The following is an 18,152-nucleotide window of genomic DNA, read 5'->3' on the forward strand; positions in this document are numbered from 1 at the left end:
CATTAATCTATAGTGCATTTACGGAAAAAGCCGCTTTTGCTTCTACTTTCAACAGAATTTGAATGCCCTCTGGCCGGATAGCGAAGCGTTGGGGCACAAACCGAAACGACTGGATGTTCAGGTCGTTCTTACGCCCCACTTTTCCTTTTTCAAAAGCCCGGCCTATAAGCCCCGGCAAGCTGAGCACCTGGGTGCGCAGAGGTATATGTAAGGCCCGTTGCAACGTGTCTTTTAGCTTGTCGTGAAGTAGCCAGTCGGCGGTTCGAAGCAGGCGTTCTTCTGTCTCCACGTCAAAATCTATGTTTTTGATTAACAACGTATTAGACAACGTATCGTAGGCAGGCTGCCCCCGAAAGTAGAGAATGCCGTTTACGGTGCCCCCTACATCGGTGCGAATGATAAGGGCATGCTGCGCCCCATAGACCGATGCCTTTTTAACCTTCAGCGAACCACCCATCAGGTTCATCTGCTGACTGCCAATGGCTTTTGTTAGCACCCTGTTAATGTCGGAATAAGGCAACAGGCTCATAACCTGTATGTCTGACACCTGACGTATGTGATGGTCTTTTCGCACGGCGGGCAACACCCGGTTGGGTGTCACCACCGGTTTTGGCCCCAGGTGCGTGCTGGTATAAAATGCCACCCGAATCGGAATTGTGAGGGTTGTTTCGGTACCGCTCACATCGCCAACCGCCACGCTGAAGGGCGTGGGGACGATCCAGAGCGTGTCGGGCTTTTTGGTTAACAACAGAGGCTTTTGTAGATCGAGCCAAACCGGACGAACTTGTTTATCGAGGCGTAACTCGCCATACACGGCATTATCAATGGTCGTCTCTATATACGTCCGGCGTTTTTCCAGGGCTTTCTCGGCAAGGCGCTGCACAGGAATGTTGATACCCAGAATGCGTACTTTGGGTTTCTCGATCCAGGTGTAGTCTACAAATTTGACCCGCGTCGATAAACGCCAGTCGCTCGATACCTGCAGCGGGCTTTGGAATTGAACGGCCAGTTTGCAGAGCGGCTGGGTTGCGTGTTTCTTTTTGTTCAGCCGTAGTGGATTGTCGAGCCAAACCGTGATAGGTGCCGAAAACGTGACGCGGTGGTTGGCATAGCGCAGCCGCACGCGGCCTGTGCGCACCACCCGCAGGTTAACGGCACTACCTTCCACATTCTCCGTGTTGACTATCTCGGGCTTTAGTGCCGCGTTGATTTTGTCTTCCAGACTTCGCAACCGGAAGGTGATCGGGCCGGCCAAAAACGAACGGGCCGGCGCAATGGCCGAATCGTAGCCACCTGCCTGTGGTGGCTTGGGTTTTACACGGTTGCACGACAGCGCAAAACCGACAATAAGGACTATTAAAGAAAAGCTGGTAGCACGTTGAGGGATCATACCCCCAACGAACTAATAGCTTTCCGGAATGGTTTTTCCGGCCCGCTAAGTCTTACTGAATGACTGCGCTTTATCGGTCGCGCAACCGCATCCCTTACCACAACCCGCCTGTTTGGCGGTGATAGACCGGTAGGCACGTCGACCCAGGTAGCCCAGGGCAACCGCGAAAAGCAGAAAAATTAGTATCGTCTGCATAGCAGCAAGGCATTTAGGTTGAAACACCCGCCTACGTCCATCCGTTCCGCTCGGCCAGGCGGCTGATGTGCTGGTAATGGTGTTCTCCATGCCAGGCGTAGAGAGCCAGCACGTCGGCCAGCGCAAACGTGCGGTCGCTACCCGGATGATAGTATGTGCGGCGTAGATCGTTGCTGGTAAGTGCCTCAAGGCAAACCACCCACCGTTTGTGCAGAGCCGCGAGCAAGGTTAGCGACGGAGCAACAGGGAGTTTAGCGTCGGGAAGTTTGGCCCACTCGCCCTCTTCGTAGGGGCTGATGCGCGGGTTTTCTTCCGTCAGGGCCAGTTTCGTACGTATATAAGCGTTCATGTGGCTGTCGGCCACATGGTGCACCACCTGCCGCACGGTCCAGCCTTCGGGGCGATAGGGCGTGTCGAGCCGGTCGTCGGGCCATTGGGCCACCAGTTGAGCTAATTTTTGAGGAAGCGCGGCGATGTCGGCGAGGTATGCCTGCGTCTGATCAGAGGCCAGTGGCGGACCAACGGGCATGGCGCCAATGGGATAACGGAGGGCATCTAAGTCCTGCATAGCAGTGTTGTTGGGGGTGTTTAGCGGAAAGTTACGCTGAACTTTTCAGGGTCGAAAACCTTTTTCTGTGCAACAATAACCTACAACAGATGAACTGGACTAAGTTAACCGACGCTACCCAACTTGATCATATTATTGACGAATCAGCGGAACGCCCCGTTCTGATTTTCAAGCACAGCACCACCTGCTCCATTAGTGCCATGGCACTCAGCCGGATGGAACGAAACTGGTCTGATGCCGCCGGTATTAAACCCTACTACCTGGACCTGCTGGCTCACCGCCCCATATCGGCACAAATCGCTCAAACGTTTGGTATTGACCACCAATCGCCGCAAGTGTTACTGATTCAGAACGGGGAATGCGTCTACGATGCCTCGCACATGGCTATCTCTTTTCAAACATTGACACAAGTAGTGTAATCATTCCGTTACTTTTTATCGCCAAAGCAGTCATATTCCCGCGAATGTGACTGCTTTTTTATTAAAATATTTGTCATAACTCGCTGATTATCAGGGTCGCATGTTTTAATAACCAGTTTTATATTAAAATATGTATGTACATGTGATCCAATCATATGCTACTTTCGTAAGTCTATTACTCCTGATAAGTCCATAGAATAGTGCGCAACAAACCGCATCAATCTGTTGACTTACTAGCCTCATCGGGATCCTGCCATTTTTTCACATTGCTCCTGCCGCGCTAATGACAGATAAGCGGCGAAACTTTTATGAAAAAAATTTATTCAGATGAGGCGCTGGTGGCTACGTTCATACGTACCCACAGCAACCAGGTATTCGCCGAGTTGTATCGGCGATACAGACCCAAGGTTTATCAGACCTGTTTCAGGTACCTTGATGACCCCGATGATGCGGACGATCAGACGCAGGAAATTTTCAGCAAGGTATTTGCCAAACTGGACACTTTCCGGGGAGAAGCCAAGTTCTCGACCTGGCTGTTTGCACTAAGCCGATTTCACTGCCTGTCTGTCCTTGACAGCCAGAAGCGGCGCACACAGGTTTCGCTGGACCTGGTGGATGAAGATCAGGTGGCACACATTGATTCAGACGAGCTAAGTCTCGACGAACGCTGGCAGCAGGCCGAGACGACCCTCGGCAAACTATCGCACAGTGATCAGGACCTGCTTCGTCGCCGGTATCTGGGCAACAAAGACGTGGCTACCCTGGCGGGCGAAGACAGCGTTAGCCTGAGTGCCATGAAGATGCGCCTCAAACGCGCCCGCGACCTGGCGCAGTCCTACCGACAACCGGATTAACGAAGTAACTGAGGGCTAAGAACAAAGAGCCAAGAACTAAGAAACAAGAAGAAAGAGCCAAGAAATAGTAGTTCCTGCGAGATACATCACGCTGTGGAAGCTCTTATTTCTTGGCTCTTGACTCTTTCTTCTTGTTTCTTAGTTCTTGACTCTTGACTCACTGCTTACTCCTTCAACGTAATCCGTGCCCGGTGGCAGACGCCGCCGATGGGCGGGTTGAATTTCGACACGCTCACTTCAACGCTGTCGACGGTAGGGTATTGCTGTTTTATTTCGGCAATCAGGCTGTGGGCAATGTGTTCGAGCAGGCGGGCGGGGCGTTTCATCACCGCCGCCGTAATCTTATAGAGATCTTCGTAGTTAACCGTAGCGCTAAGGCGGTCGCGGCGGGCGGCTTCTGAGAAGTCTGCGTAGACGGTGATGTCTACGGCATATTTGTTGCCTATTTTCTGCTCCTCGTCGTAAAAGCCGTGGTAAGCAAAGAATTCAAGCCCTTCTAAAGCGATGGTTCCCAATGGGTTGTGGCTTTTATAAAGGAGAAGCAAGAGGTAAGAAGCAGGAGCCAAGAGTTTACGCGATAGAAATAATCCTGCGTAAGCTCTTGGCTCCTGCTTCTTACCTCTTGCTTCTCTCTCCTATATCTGATCGAAGAAAGAGCCTCCTTTTTTGGGTGCCTCTTCATCCTGAGCCGTTTCCTGATGAGCTGGTTCGGGTTGTTCGGTAACGGCAACAGGGGCGGCACCTTCGGCGGCATCTGCACCGGCAAGGGCTAGCGGTTCGTCGGTGGCGGGTTCGTTGGTGGGCAGGTCAGACGGCACGTCGGCATCGGCGGGGAGAGCGGCGGCATTGGCAGCCAGCACCGAGGCCGTAGTAGGCAGCGGCTGCGATTCATCATCGTCAAACTGATCTTCGTATTCCAGTTGTTGCGCCACCGGAGGAGCAACTTCTGCTGGCTCGTTTGACGTTTCGGCCGACGTATTTTCAGCGTTATATGGCTGATTATCTGTATGCTCTGGAGCCTCTGCAAGGGCATGGTTCTCAGTGGGGGCTTCGGCAGCGGATTGCGCTTCCGGGGCAGCCATCTCGTCGAATTTCTGCTTGGCCGACTGTTTGGCAAATTTCTTCTCGAACCGGTCTACGCTCTCCATCGCGTTGGTAGCCAGCGCCCGAATCTGCACCATCAGGTTGTCTTTATAGCGCTCCATCGCTTTGAAATCCTGCTCCAGCGACTTCAATTCCGATGACAGATTCTCCCGGACGTAGCGTGTCTGGTTTTCGGCATCCTGCACCATCACGGCAGCTTTACGCTTGGCTACGGCAATTTGCTCGTCGGCTTTCAGGCGGCTCTCGGCCAGGTATTTCTCGGCTTGCTGGTTGGCTTGCTCGGCAATGTTGGCGCTGCTGTCTTCGGCGTTTTTTAGCGTACGGAACAGAGTCAGTTCAATTTCTTTGAGCTTATTGAGCTCTTTTTCGGCCAGTTCAAGCTGCATCTTCAACATCTTGTTCTCGCCCGTTACGCGTTCCCACTCCTGCGAAAGCGATGACAAAAACGCGTCAACTTCATCAACCCGATAACCGCCCAGGGGCTTCTTTTCAAAGGTATGCTGCCGAATTTCGATGGGTGTAATTTTCATATAGTTGGTGTCTCGAAAGACTGAAAAGGCTGGTTGTAAAATGTGGAAAGTCCGTTCCTGATGGGAATTAACGACAATAATCGCTAAAAACCATCAATAGCCCACACCGCCACGGTCCGGTCGTCGCTGGCGGTAGCAAACTGAGTATTGCTTAACCAAAGCACTTTATTCACCGACGTGCTATGCCCACCATACCGCGCCCGGTCTACTACTTTGCGCAGTCGGAGCGAATCGGCATCCCAGATTTTGACCGTTTTGTCCATGCTCACCGTGGCCAGCCACTGCCCATCAGGGCTATAGGCCATGTGGTTGATCGTATACATATGAGCCACGATGTCGGCGTCGGGGCGGTAGTTGGCTTCCACATCCCACGACCGCAAATGCGCATCGCGACCGCCCGCCAGCATATGCCGAAAATCGGGTGAGTAGGTCAGCGCGAAGACGGAATTAGTGGCCCCTTCCAGCGTCTGTTTCAACTCGAGCGTGTTCATATCAAACAGGCGAATACGGTGATCGCTGTAACCAACGGCCACTTCACGTTCAACCGGGTTGATAGCCACGCACCGAGCCGATTTATCACTGGCTTTTACGTACTTACGCACCGCCCGTGTAGGTACGTCGAGCACCACCACTACACCGTCGGCCAGGGCAACAAAGGCCGTTTGCCGGTAAAGTTGAATATCGAAAATGGCAGTGGTCGTGAGTTTCAACGACCCGGCCACAGTGCGGGCTTCAGGGTCGATGAACTGGAGGCCTTCGTAGTTCTGCCCTACCCAGAGCAACCCACTACCGGGGTCACGCGCCAGGGCATAGACCGAAGCCGGAATCTGCGCCACCAGCGACCCAAGGTCGGGCCGGGCCATGTCCCAGTCAGCCACCTGCCCATCGGCCCCCGCCGAAAAGAAGTGATCGGGCTGGGCCGAACTAATCAACGTAAAGACACTGTCGCGGTGCCCGCCAAACGTATCGAGGCGTTGAATGTGAAAGGACATAGACGAGTTCAAAGTCCAAAGTTCAACGTTTAACGTCTAAAGTTTTGTAAACAGCGTCTTTTCTGAAACTTTAACCTCAAACGTTGAACTTTGGACTTTAAACTCGCCCATGCCCCACCTCGCTACCCACGCCATTAGCCCCGACTGTGAACTGATTCGCTGGCAGATCACCGAAGACGAGCCAACGCTGGCCGGGCAACTGGTACTGACCGATGAGGAACAGGCTGATCTGGCGGGAATCGCGCATCCGGGGCAGCGGGTGGAGTGGCTGGCCTGTCGGGTGGCGCTGAAAACGCTGATCGAAATGAGGGGCCAGCCATACACCTGTCTTTGGAAAGACGAATTTGGCAAACCACACCTCTGTCAATCAGCCGGCAAATCCACCGCATTGGCGGACCGGCCGGGCGAATCCACGCGGGGCCACATTTCGCTGTCGCATACGCCCGGCTGGGCCACGGCGGTCTGGCATCAAACGCGGCCTGTGGGTATAGACGTTGAACCCATCCGCGACCAGTTTACCCGCGTGGTGCCGCGGGTACTGTCGCCGTCGGAAATCGAGGATGCCAACGGCCAACCCGACCGGCTGGCGGTGTACTGGTGCGCCAAAGAGGCCCTGTACAAATTATACGGTAAGCGCCAGCTCACTTTCCGCGAACACCTGCTGGTTGACCCCTTCCCCACCGGCGCAAGCTTATTAACCGGTCACGTTCGGCTGCACGATCACCAGGAAACACTGCAAGTTCACTGTTTGCACCTTGAGCCGGGTTTAATTGCGGTCGCTTTTTAAGACCACTTACTCTATTATTTCCGCTAGGTAAGTAGAAACAAAAAATTCTGGCCTTAGTTTAATAGTATAATTACCAGAAACTACTGTCCTTTTTCGCGAAAACTGACAGCGTAGTACTGTATCACTCAACGTCTTATGAACGAACGACTACCCGCTCTTGTCTGGCGGCGCATTTCCTTATACACCTTATTTTGTCTGTTCCTGCCCGGAATACTCCTGGCGCAGAACCGAACGGTGTCGGGCGTAGTGAGCGACGCGAAGGGGCAGACACTACCCGGCGTTAACGTCATTGTGAAGGGTACCAACACCGGAGCCACGTCTGATGTGGAGGGACGGTACAAAGTAGCAGTCACCTCCGACGAAGCCGTTTTGCAATTCTCGTACGTCGGCTATACCGGGCAGGAAGTGTCAGTGGGCAATCAGACGGCCATCAACATCACGCTTGTCGAAGATAACAAAACCCTGAACGAGGTGATCGTGGTGGGATATGGTGCTCAGAAACGGACCGACCTCACCGGCGCTGTTTCCACCATTACGGCCAAGGACATTGCGCGCCTGCCCGTGGCGGGTATTGACCAGGCCTTGCAGGGAAAATCATCTGGGGTGCGAGTCACGCAGTCGACGGGGGCACCGGGCGAGGGGGTGGCCGTGCGCATTCGGGGTGTGGGCACGGTCAACGATAACAGTCCGCTATTTATCATCGACGGCATTCCGACAAAAGATGCGTTCAGCGTGTTGAACCCGGCCGATATTGAGAGCATGTCGGTGCTGAAGGATGCCTCGTCAGCCGCCATTTACGGGTCGCGGGCGGCCAACGGCGTCATTGTCGTGACCACGCGGCGGGGAGCGTCGGGCGCACCGCGCATTTCATTCAATGCCTACGGGGGCGTACAAACCCACGGGCGACTGATTCCGATGGCTAACACGGCCCAATACGTTTCCATTTTTAATGAAGCGGTGGTTAATGACAACGCCGATTTCACCGACCCAGCCCTCTTCCGCCGCCCCATCACGCCCGACATTGCCGCTTCGCTGCCCAACACCAACTGGCAGGAGGAAATTTTCAGGCCCGCGCCCATTCAGAACTACCAGTTGCAGTTTAGCGGCGGCACCAAGCAGTCGCACTACCTTATTTCGGGCAACTATTTCAACCAGCAGGGCATCATTCTCAACTCCGGCTACGAGCGCTATGCCCTGCGCACCAGTGTGGATACGGACATTGGCGGAAAAGTGCGCGTAGGGACCAACATCAACCTGACCTACAGCAACCGCAAAATCGTGGGCAGTTCGGGCGATGGCTTTGGTGGCAACGGCGGCAGCATTGTGCGCTACGCCCTGTTCCGCGCCCCCGCCACGCCCGTCTACAACCCCGACGGCACCTTTTTCGACCTGCCCACCCGCACTGACCTCTTCGGCGATGGCTACAACCCGGTGGGGCTAGCCACCAAAGCCGACAACACCCAAACGCAGTACCGCCTCTTCGGCGACGTGTTTGGCGAGTGGACCATCAACCGCAATCTGACTTTCCGCACCAACGGCGGTATTGACCTTAACATCCTGAATGACAAGCGTTTCAACGAGAACTGGGGCACCAATGGACGCATCAACAGCCCCGCCACGCTGAGCAACGCCATCAGCCCGATCAGCACGCTGACCTGGAATAACACGCTGACCTACAGCCGCAAATTTGGGGGTGTGCACGACGTAACGGTGCTGGCGGGTACCGAGGCCATCCGCAACGTGAGCCGCACCGTGGGTGGGTCAGACCGGAACTTCATCGACCAGGACCCCAGCCTCCGGTATCTGGGCCGGGGTGTTGACCCCACGGGCCGCAATAGCACTGAGGCCGACCAGCGTTGGGCGTTGTTTTCGCTGTTCGGGCGGGTCAACTACGCTTACAAAGACAAATACCTGGCTTCGGTCAACGTGCGCCGCGACGGGTCGAGCCGGTTTTCGCCCGCCAACCGCTACGCCAATTTCTTTTCGGGGTCGGTGGGTTGGAACATTGATCAGGAAGCCTTTTTCCAGCCTATCGCCAGCACGGTTTCGCTCATGAAGCTGCGGGCAAGCATTGGGCAGTTGGGCAACCAGGACATTGGCAACTACCCCTTTGCCAGCCTTATCGGGTCGGGGTTCAATTATCCGTTTGGGTCGCCGCAGGCGCAGCAGCCGGGCTATACGGTGGTGAGCCGGGGTAACTCGAACGTGAAATGGGAGGCGTCGACCCAGACCGATATAGGGCTGGACATGGCGTTTTTCAAAAACAAACTGCAACTCACCCTCGACGTTTTCCAGAAAACAACCTCCGATATCCTGATTCCCGTACCCGTGCCGCGTTCGGGCGGGACGACAGCCTCGGCACCGTATGTGAACGCCGGGCGGGTGGAAAACAAGGGGCTGGAAATTGACCTGATCTACCGCGACAAAAAAGGCGATTTCACCTACGACGTCACCGCCAACGCCTCGTTCATCCGCAACCGCGTGGTGTCGCTGTCTGATGGGCGGCCTATTCCCGGCGGACGCATCGACAACGGCGTATTTGCCACCCTGACGGAGCCGGGTCACCCCATCGGGTCGTTTTACCTGCTCACGCAGGCCGGTATTTTCCAGAACGAAGCCCAGCTTTTCACCAGTGCCAACCAGGGCAACGGCATCAAACCCGGCGATGTGCGCTACGCCGACCTCAACGGCGATGGCCTGATTACCAGCGCCGACCGGTCGCACGTGGGTAGCCCGATCCCGACACTGACCTACGGCCTCACGGCCAACGTGTACTGGAAGGGTTTTGACCTGAGCGCCTTTTTTCAGGGCGTTACGGGCAATAGCATCTATTACCAGGTGGCCACCGACATCGAGGGGTTTTACCGGGCGTTTAACATTACGCAGCGGGTAGTGGATGGGCATTGGACCGGCGAGGGCACGAGCAACAGTCAGCCGCGGGTCTCGTGGCGGGGGTCGGCCAATAACAAGCTGCCCTCTACGCGCTTTCTGGAAGACGGTTCGTATACCCGACTGAAAAATCTGCAACTCGGCTACACGCTGCCGGGCAACATCCTGAAACGGTTTGGGGCGTCGAACCTGCGCATTTACGTGGGCGGGCAAAACCTGCTCACGTTCACGAAGTACCCCGGCCTTGACCCCGAACAGCAATCGAGTGACAACCTCAACACCGAACAGTTTCGCGGCGACGTGGCCGTGGGCATCGACTGGGGTACGTACCCGTCGGCAAAGACATATACAGTTGGCCTGAATGTGAATTTTTAAACCCCACCCCCAGCCCCTGCCCCTCAAATAGAGGGGAGGGGAGCCGCTTTAGAGCAGCTTCGCTAAGCGGAGCTTACGCCAGAGTAGCTCCCCTCCCCTCTATTTGAAGGGCAGGGGGCTGGGGTGGGGTAGACACCATGAAAACGAAACTCATTACCTTCCTCTGCCTTCTCAGCCTTGGTGCTTGTTCGGATATGCTGAACGAGCAGCCGCGGGGTGACTATGCCGAAGCAGCGTTTTACCAGACCTCGGCGCAGGCAGTGCTGGCCATCAACGCAGCCTATCAGCCGCTCTCATTTGCGTCGGACAATAACCGGCTGTGGGTCTTTGGCGACGTGGCTTCCGACGATGCGGCGAAGGGCGGCGACCCCGGCGATCAGGCCGATATTGGACTGGTCGATAATTTCCAGATTTTCCCCAATAATGGCCCTGTGGAATCTGAATGGGGTGTTTTGTACGAAGGCATCAACCGGGCGAACCTGGTGTTGCAGCGCGTACCGGCCATCAACATGGACGCGACGTTGAAGAACCGGGTGCTGGGCGAGGCACGGTTTCTGCGGGCGTTGAACTACTTCTACCTCGTGAACATCTACGGCGACGTACCGCTGATTCTGGAACCACGCAACGCCGACAAGCTGCAGGTAACGCAGTCAGCGGTAGGCACGATTTACGCACAGGCCATTGAAGCCGATCTGCTGGTGGCGATTCAGAACCTGCCCGCTGCCCATGCCGGTCCCGACGTGGGGCGGGCTACCAAAGGCGCGGCGCAGGCCCTGCTGGCGAAGGCCTATTTATACCAGCAAAAGTGGCAGCCCGCGCTGGATCAGGCACAGGCGGTAATCAACAGCGGGCAATATGACCTGCTGCCGGTGTATGCCAACAATTTCCGGGCGGCCTACAAAAACAACCGCGAGTCGGTGTTTGCGGTGCAGCACTTGTCGGGGCAGGTACCGTTTCAAGGCAACCGGCTGAACCAGTGGTTTGCGCCCCGCCCCAACGAGAACGGCTATTTCTTCGACGCGCCCACACCGGGTTTCGTAGCCGAATTTGAACAGACGGCAGCCAAAGTAGCCGACCCCCGCCTTGACTATTCAGTAGGCCGGGCCGGTACGACCTGGCTCAACGGCGAACCCTTCGACCCGCAATGGTCGCCGACGGGGTATCTGAACAAAAAGCACGTGCAGCCGCTGGCCGAAGTACCCGCCGCCACCAAAGGCGATGGCAATTTGAACTACGTGATGATCCGCTACGCCGACGTGCTGCTGATGGCTGCCGAGGCCCTGACGGAGCTAAATCGGGGAGCTGAGGCCCTGCCCTATCTAAACCGGGTGCGGAAACGCGCCCGCGAAAGCTACCTCAACGACCCCGCCCTTGCCCCCGCCACGGGTGCGCCGGCAGTACCTGCCAATCTGTTACCCGACGTGGTGAGCACCAGTCAGGCCACCCTCCGCGACGCCATCCGGCATGAGCGGCGGGTAGAGCTTGGCCTAGAGTTTCACCGCTATTTCGACCTTGCGCGCTACGGTCAGGCCTACGCCGAAGCCGCCCTGCGCGACAAGAATTACGCCTTCGCCAAAAATCGCTACGTGCCCCTCCCCCAGAGTGAGCGCGACACGAACAAGGCGCTGAAGTAGAAGGAAGGGAATGAACAATGAACAATGGCTTCGCGCTGTAGGCCCTTCGACAAGCTCAGGGTGACAACCACCTTGAATCAAGTCCACTGAGCTTCTTTAGATAGCGTGTCACCCTGAGCCTGTCGAAGGGCCTACAGCGCGAAGCCATTGTTCATTGTTCATTGTACATTCCCTCCCCCCCCCCTTTCGCAACCATTTTTTCTCAATACATATATGAAAAACAAGTCGATTTCTCTCCAGACGCTACTCAAAACAGTACTGGCTATGTTGCTGCTGCTGAGCGTATTTGAAGCCTGTAAGAAGGCAGATGACCCAGTGGTCGTGACTCCCGTTGACAAAACCAAGTTGAAGGCGCGTATTGACAGTGCCAATGCGATCTACACCAGTGCTGTGGAAGGTGTGCAGGTGGGTAATTACGAGGTAGGCTCGAAAGCTACATTCAAGAATTACATTGACGCGGCCAACATCATCTACGGCAACGCCGCCGCCACCCAAACCGACGCGACCAATGCCTATGTAAACCTGGGCGTGGGTATGACCAATTTCGCAGGGAAGCGGGTGCAGGAGATCGCCGCGGCCAACCTGATTCTGTACCTGAAAATGGACGGCAACGCCAATGATGCGTCGGGGAAAGGGTTTAATGGAGCACTGAAAGCTGGTGCGCAACCCATATCTGCGACAGTGACCTCTGGTTCAGTTACCCAAGCCGTAAGCTGGACAGGTTGGGGTGGTAGCGCTACCAACGTACCCGCGTTAACGAAAGACCGTTATGGTGTCGACGGTAAGGCGTACACGTTCGACAAAGGATCGAACATTGAGATTCCCTACAACTCGGTGCTGAACCCTGCGAAAGAGTTTACCATTGCGCTTTGGGCACGGCCTACCAAGATCAACGAAAGCAGCTACATGGTGTCGCTGAACCGCTGGAATGGCTATAAATTTCAGTTGCAGAGCGCCAACAAACCGTTCCTGACGGTGAAAACTGCCCCTGGCAAGTACATTGACAAAGACAATGAATCGCCCACGCTCGACGTGAACAAGTGGTATCACCTGACCGTAACCTATAAATCAGGCGCGATGACGTTCTATGTAAACGGTACACCTGTGAAAACCTGGACCGACGTTTCGGGTGATCCATATGCCGTGAAGAGCAATATCAATCTGGTTATTGGTCAGGATTTACCCTCTAACCTGTATCAGTTGAATGAAAAAGATGATGCTGACGGAAACAACTTCAACGGCCCCTGGGGTGGCTATTTCACTGGCGACATGGACGAGATTCGCATGTATAACGTCGTGCTGAGCGACACGCAGGTGAAGTCGATTTATAACGCGGAGAAGCCGTAGAGGAGAATAATGAACAATGAACAATGTATAATGTGCAATGTGGCTGACGCAAGAAGGCCTGCGCGTGATCGGGTAGCGCGGTTCCGCGTCAGCCATTTTGCGTCAGCCACATTGTTCATTGTACATTGTTCATTGTTCATTCTTTTTCTCTCCTGCCAATCGCCCAACCCAACCACCTCCCCTACCCGTCCGCTGGTGCTTTGGTGCTCCAACAATGCGCCGGAGATCACCTTTGCGCGGGAGTTTGTGGATGCGTGGGGCAAGGCTCGTCCCGATAAACCGCTGCGGTTTCAACCCATACCGGAGGGGCAATCGAGTGAAGAGATCATCCTGGCGTCGGTGGTGGGCAAAACCACGCCCGACATCTACGCCAATATGTGGCAGGGTAGCGTGGAAATGTATGCCAAAGCGGGCGTGCTGGTGCCGCTAGACACGATTCCGGGCTTTCGGGCTTTTCTGCAAACGCGCTGCGATTCAGCCGTTATTAAGGAAATAACGTCGGGCGATGGACATATTTATCAGGTCCCGTGGAAGGTGAACCCCATTATGATGCTGGGCAACCGGCAGGCGTTGAGCAACCTCGGCGTGGGCGGTCCGCCCTATACATATGGCAGCTACACGCAGGCGGGGCAACGCTTCCGAAAAGACCGCAACGGCGACGGCTACGTGGATCAGTGGATTGGCTATACCGAAGTGAAAGCACTCTGGTATCAGCGCCTGTTTAATTTTTACCCGCTCTACCTCGCCGCGTCTGACGGGGCGCCACTGCTGAAAACCGGCCCCGACGGGCATCAGCGGGCGGCGTTCAACAACGCGGCGGCGGTAGGCGTATTTCGGTTTTTACAGACCCTCTACAAAAACAATTTCTTTGCCCGCGAACGGCTCTCGGCCACCCGCGACCCCTTTCTCGACCGGCGCATTGCCACCCAGTTTACGGGGCCGTGGCAGGTAAGCTTTTTACAGCGATATGCCGCCCCTGACCTCCAGTACGACTTTTTTCCCATGCCCGTGCCCAATAACCACATGGGACCAGCCTACACCTATGCCGACCCCAAAAACATTGTCATCTTCAACACCTGTCCCGACCCGGTGGCCGCCTGGCAGTTCGTGAAGACCCTCATCGACCGCCCCGGCGACCTTCGACTTCTGGAATTAACCGGTCAGTTTCCCCGCCGCAGCACGCTGAACACCGACCCGTTTTTTGCTGCCTACCTGGCCCAGCATCCGAAGCTAAAACCCTTCGCCGAACAGTCGAAATACCTGCGCGGCGTAGACAACAGCGAAGTCATCGTGGAGGTGTTCGACATCATTTCGCAGGAGTACGAAGCCTGCGTAATCTACAACCGCAAAACCCCCGAAGCCGCCATCGCCGAAGCCGCCAAGGCCGTGGATGTACTTCTAGGGAATGAGTGAATGAGCGAATGAGTGATTGAGTGAATGTCCGGAAGCCGGTCGTTGTCGCTTGGCTCCAGCCGAGTGACCCCTATCTGAGGGCCTCCGGCCCGTAATGTGACATTGAGTCCCGTTGGCCAAACTATATCAAATTCGAGTTACGGGCCGGAGGCCCTTAGATAGGGGTCACTCGGCTGGAGCCAAGCGACAACGACCGGAAGCCGCCACGCGGAATTATTTCTAAATGCTCCGCGTAGCGGCTTCCAGACATTCACTCAATCACTCATTCGCTCATTCACTCATTAAATACGCTGACTAACCCATGAAACGCCTCACCCCCTACCTTCTCGTCTCGCCATATCTGCTGCACTTTTTGGTGTTTGTGGCGTTTCCGGTTGGGTTTTCGGTGGTGCTCACGTTTCACGACTGGAATATTATTTCGCCGATGAAGTGGGTGGGGCTGGCCAACTACGGGCGAGTGTTCCGGGACCGCGAATTTTGGCAGGCTGTCTGGAACACACTGCGGTTTCTGGTGGTGCATATACCCCTTCAAATCGCCATAGCCCTGTTTTTGGCCGAATTACTCAACCGGACCATCCGGGGAGCGGCGTTTTTTCGAGCGGCGTTTTTCCTGCCCGTGATCGTGTCGGGCGTGGTCGTGACCATCCTGTGGCAGCAGTTGTACAGCTTTAACAGCGGTTTGCTCAATCGGGGTTTGGTGGGTCTCGGACTGGGCCGCGTGGGCTGGCTCGACGACCCCGACGTAGCCATGTATAGCATTGCCGTGATGGCCACCTGGAAAAACGTGGGGCTGTATGTGATCCTGTTTCTGGTGGGTCTGCAAAGCGTACCAGAGCAGTATTACGAAGCCGCCGACCTGGAAGGGGCCACCACCTGGCAGAAGTTCCGCTACATTACGCTGCCCATCATCAACCCCACGCTCTTCACCGTCGTGGTGCTGTCGACCATCGGCGGGTTCTCGCTTTTCATCGAACCCTACATCATGACCGAAGGCGGGCCGCTGAACAGTACGCTCTCGGCCGTGATGTACATCTACAAACAGGCTTTCCAGTATTACCACATGGGCTATTCGGCTACCCTCGGCTTCTGCTTCGCGCTCATCATCCTGCTGGTGGTGATCGTGCAGCGGCGGTACGTGGAGAAGGAAGTTTAATGAACAATGTACAATGAATAATGAACAATGTACAATGGGGTCCGACGGGTCGGCTACGCGCTGTGGGCTACGCGCTCCAGGCCCTTCGACAGGCTCAGGGTGACAGCCTACCTTGGCGCAGTTTCCTGACTTGATTCAACTTCCCTGTCACCCTGAGCCTGTCGAAGGGCCTAGAGCGCGTAGCCCACAGCGCGTAGCCGACCCGTCGGACCCCATTGTACATTGTTCATTATTCATTGTACATTAAAAAACATGAAACCTCTCCGCTACATACTTCTCACCGTTGCCGCCCTGACGTTCATTTACCCGTTCGTCTGGATGGTGTCGGCGTCGCTGTCGAGTGAGGCGGGGCTGGGGTCGCTGACGTTGCTGCCTATTGGGGCAAGCATCCAAAATTACATGACTGTTTTTGAGCGCATTCCGCTGGGGCGGGCGTTTCTGAACAGCCTGTTTGTAGCCGTGTTCACCACCGGCCTCGTGCTCCTATCCGGGGCGATGGTGGGCTATGCGCTGGCCCGGATGACCTTCCGCGGGCGCGACGCCATCTTCTACCTAATCATTTTCACTATGACGCTACCGTTCCAGATCACGCTGATTCCCAACTACATCACGATGGTGAAGCTCGGCTGGGTGGATTCGTATCTGGCCCTGATCGTACCCTTTGCACTTAATTCACTGTCGGTGCTCCTGTTCCGGCAGGCGTTTGCGGGTTTACCGCAGGCCCTTATCGACGCCGCCCGGATAGACGGGGCCAACGAACTGCGCATCATCTTCCAGATCCTGATTCCAAACATCCTGCCCACGGTGCTGACCATCACCATTTTAACCTTCATGGGCCTCTGGAACGAAGCCCTTTGGCCCCTGATCGTGATCCGCGATGAGGCCACCATGACCATGCCGCAACTCGTCACGCTGTTCTCCGTCGGTGGCCGCGCCGATGGACAGTTGGGTGTTAAAATCGCCGCCGCCGTGCTATTGGCTCTACCCATTATCATCCTGTATTTGTTCTTCCAAAAACACTTCATCCGCAGCATGGCCTCATCCGGCATGAAGGATTAAAGACCCCACCCCCAACCGCAGCGGCGGACCGTCCCTGCCTCTGAAAATCAGGGGAGGGGAGCTACTCTGGCGTAAGCTCCGCCTAGCGAAGCTGCTCTAAAGCGACTCCCCTCCCCTGATTTTCAGGGGCAGGGGGTGGGGGTGGGGTCACACAACGTATGAAAAAACTTGTTCTTCTTCTCTTCCTCTCCTCTTTTTCCTGCAAAAAGGAGGCCGTTCAACCGGCACCAGCAACTACGCGGCAGGTCAATACGGCACATCTGAATAGCTTATACCAGACCGTAAAGCTGGCCTCGAACGGGGCCGAGGTGGGCACGGTGGCTATCTACAGCGAAGCGCCCGACTATCGCCTCGTTACGGATGGCGATGAGGGCTTCACCTGCGTGGATGACGTGGCGCGGGCGGCCATTTTCTGGCTGGCCGAACCCGACTTTGCCACCAACACCGACAAGCAGGGCAAACATAAACTGGCTACCGAATTTTTGTTGCAGCTACAGGCCCCCGCAGGTGATGCCGGGGCGGGGTATTTCTATAATTTCCTCTGGCCCGACAAGACGATCAACAAGACATACAAAACCAGTGTGGCCGAAGCCAATTTCTGGTCATGGCGGGCGTTGTGGGCGTTGTCAGAAGCATACCCCACCTACCAGAAAAGCGACCCAACCTTTGCTGCCCGGATGCGCACGGCGATGGACCGGGTGGTGGCGAATATGCTCCGCGATTTTGGATCAAAACCAAAAGATTACACCTTCATCAAAGGCCTTCAGATACCCAAATGGTTGCCGTTTGGATCGGGTACGGATCAGGCGGCGATCATGCTGCTGGGGCTAGCCAACTACCAACAAATAGCCCCCAACGCGGCTAATTTGGCCCTTATTGACCAACTGGCGGCGGGTATCTTGGTTATGCAGCAGGGCGACGCAGCCAAGTTTCCCTACGGTGCATTCCTCAGTTTCGAGAATGGCTGGCACGCCTACGCCGCCGATCAGGCCTATGCGCTGCTACGTGTGGGTAAGCAACTCAACAAGCCCGATTGGATCACCGCCGCCCGCAAAGAAATAGACAATTTTTACCCGTACCTGCTTAAAGAAGGCTTCCTGGAATCGTTTTCGGTGGAAACCCGCGACGGGGGAGTTGGCCTGTTGCAATCGAACAAATTTCCGCAGATTGCCTACGGTATCCGGCCTATGATCTGGGCCACGATGGAAGCCTACGACCAGACAAAAGACACCAAGTACCGTGACCTGGCGAAGCAACTGTATGGCTGGTTTGGAGGTAAAAACGCTGCCGGCACCGTCATGTATGACCCCGCCACGGGCCGCGGCTACGACGGCCTGCTAAGCACAACCCGAATCAACCAAAACGCCGGTGCCGAATCCACGATCGAGAGTCTGTGGGCGGCGCAAAAAATCAATTAGCGAATGAGTGACGGTCCGACGTTTC

The 18,152-nt window shown here is 55.6% G+C and carries 16 protein-coding genes; 10 read left to right on the top strand and 6 right to left on the bottom strand.

All coding sequences use genetic code 11. The annotated features are described in order from the left end of the window. Positions 1–7 precede the first annotated feature (7 nt). Genes J2I47_RS25170 through J2I47_RS25180 form a run of 3 tightly spaced genes read right to left on the bottom strand, consistent with a single transcriptional unit; the run spans position 8 to position 2,153 of the window. The gene (locus J2I47_RS25170) at positions 8–1,390 is read right to left on the bottom strand and encodes a DUF4403 family protein (RefSeq protein WP_207367393.1); all 1,383 of its coding nucleotides are present in this window, start codon (positions 1,388–1,390) and stop codon (positions 8–10) included. A 45-nt stretch (positions 1,391–1,435) separates the two neighbouring features. Then, complete coding sequence (locus tag J2I47_RS25175) at positions 1,436–1,585, bottom strand: FeoB-associated Cys-rich membrane protein (RefSeq protein WP_207367394.1); 150 nt, start codon at positions 1,583–1,585, stop codon at positions 1,436–1,438. 31 nt (positions 1,586–1,616) lie between these two features. Then, positions 1,617–2,153, bottom strand: a complete 537-nt coding sequence (locus tag J2I47_RS25180; RefSeq protein ID WP_207367395.1) for a YfiT family bacillithiol transferase — start codon at positions 2,151–2,153, stop codon at positions 1,617–1,619. A gap of 89 nt (positions 2,154–2,242) precedes the next feature. Between J2I47_RS25180 and ytxJ the strand changes: the two genes are divergently transcribed. Together ytxJ and J2I47_RS25190 are read left to right on the top strand one after the other, a co-directional pair. Beyond that, positions 2,243–2,572 carry a bacillithiol system redox-active protein YtxJ gene (gene ytxJ, locus J2I47_RS25185; RefSeq protein ID WP_207367396.1) on the top strand — a complete coding sequence of 110 codons (330 nt, stop codon included), beginning with the start codon at positions 2,243–2,245 and terminating at the stop codon, positions 2,570–2,572. A gap of 308 nt (positions 2,573–2,880) precedes the next feature. Further along, positions 2,881–3,426 carry an RNA polymerase sigma factor gene (locus J2I47_RS25190; RefSeq protein WP_207367397.1) on the top strand — a complete coding sequence of 182 codons (546 nt, stop codon included), beginning with the start codon at positions 2,881–2,883 and terminating at the stop codon, positions 3,424–3,426. 164 nt (positions 3,427–3,590) lie between these two features. Here J2I47_RS25190 and folB read toward each other — a convergent pair whose 3' ends face one another. The 3 genes from folB to J2I47_RS25205 form a co-directional block, all read right to left on the bottom strand. Then, positions 3,591–3,941, bottom strand: a complete 351-nt coding sequence (gene folB / locus J2I47_RS25195) for a dihydroneopterin aldolase (RefSeq protein WP_207367448.1) — start codon at positions 3,939–3,941, stop codon at positions 3,591–3,593. A 120-nt stretch (positions 3,942–4,061) separates the two neighbouring features. Next, complete coding sequence (locus J2I47_RS25200) at positions 4,062–5,060, bottom strand: DivIVA domain-containing protein (RefSeq protein ID WP_207367398.1); 999 nt, start codon at positions 5,058–5,060, stop codon at positions 4,062–4,064. Between the two features lie 83 nt (positions 5,061–5,143). Beyond that, on the bottom strand, positions 5,144–6,052 hold the full coding sequence (locus J2I47_RS25205) for a WD40 repeat domain-containing protein (protein ID WP_207367399.1): 909 nt from the start codon (positions 6,050–6,052) through the stop codon (positions 5,144–5,146). Positions 6,053–6,161: 109 nt separating this feature from the next. Here J2I47_RS25205 and J2I47_RS25210 point away from each other — a divergent pair, with 109 nt between their 5' ends. The 8 genes from J2I47_RS25210 to J2I47_RS25245 all read left to right on the top strand — a co-directional run bounded on the left by J2I47_RS25210 (position 6,162) and on the right by J2I47_RS25245 (position 18,127). Next, positions 6,162–6,839, top strand: coding sequence for a 4'-phosphopantetheinyl transferase family protein (locus J2I47_RS25210; RefSeq protein WP_207367400.1), 678 nt, complete (start codon positions 6,162–6,164; stop codon positions 6,837–6,839). A 135-nt stretch (positions 6,840–6,974) separates the two neighbouring features. Next, positions 6,975–10,103 carry a SusC/RagA family TonB-linked outer membrane protein gene (locus tag J2I47_RS25215; protein WP_207367401.1) on the top strand — a complete coding sequence of 1,043 codons (3,129 nt, stop codon included), beginning with the start codon at positions 6,975–6,977 and terminating at the stop codon, positions 10,101–10,103. A gap of 137 nt (positions 10,104–10,240) precedes the next feature. Further along, positions 10,241–11,737, top strand: a complete 1,497-nt coding sequence (locus J2I47_RS25220; protein WP_207367402.1) for a RagB/SusD family nutrient uptake outer membrane protein — start codon at positions 10,241–10,243, stop codon at positions 11,735–11,737. A 213-nt stretch (positions 11,738–11,950) separates the two neighbouring features. Next, entirely contained in the window at positions 11,951–13,084 is a 1,134-nt protein-coding gene (locus J2I47_RS25225; protein ID WP_207367403.1) for a LamG domain-containing protein, read from the top strand. Between the two features lie 132 nt (positions 13,085–13,216). Further along, positions 13,217–14,497: an ABC transporter substrate-binding protein gene (locus J2I47_RS25230; RefSeq protein ID WP_229374937.1), complete on the top strand. Its 1,281-nt coding sequence runs from the start codon at positions 13,217–13,219 to the stop codon at positions 14,495–14,497. A 301-nt stretch (positions 14,498–14,798) separates the two neighbouring features. Next, a complete protein-coding gene (locus J2I47_RS25235; RefSeq protein ID WP_207367405.1) occupies positions 14,799–15,650 on the top strand; it encodes a carbohydrate ABC transporter permease in 852 nt (283 codons plus the stop codon). A 252-nt stretch (positions 15,651–15,902) separates the two neighbouring features. Beyond that, the gene (locus J2I47_RS25240; protein ID WP_207367406.1) at positions 15,903–16,709 is read left to right on the top strand and encodes a carbohydrate ABC transporter permease; all 807 of its coding nucleotides are present in this window, start codon (positions 15,903–15,905) and stop codon (positions 16,707–16,709) included. 158 nt (positions 16,710–16,867) lie between these two features. Continuing rightward, positions 16,868–18,127, top strand: a complete 1,260-nt coding sequence (locus J2I47_RS25245; protein ID WP_207367407.1) for a hypothetical protein — start codon at positions 16,868–16,870, stop codon at positions 18,125–18,127. The last annotated feature ends 25 nt before the right edge of the window (positions 18,128–18,152 follow it).

The sequence above is a fragment of the Fibrella rubiginis genome (assembly GCF_017353185.1).
GTDB lineage: Bacteria > Bacteroidota > Bacteroidia > Cytophagales > Spirosomataceae > Fibrella > Fibrella rubiginis.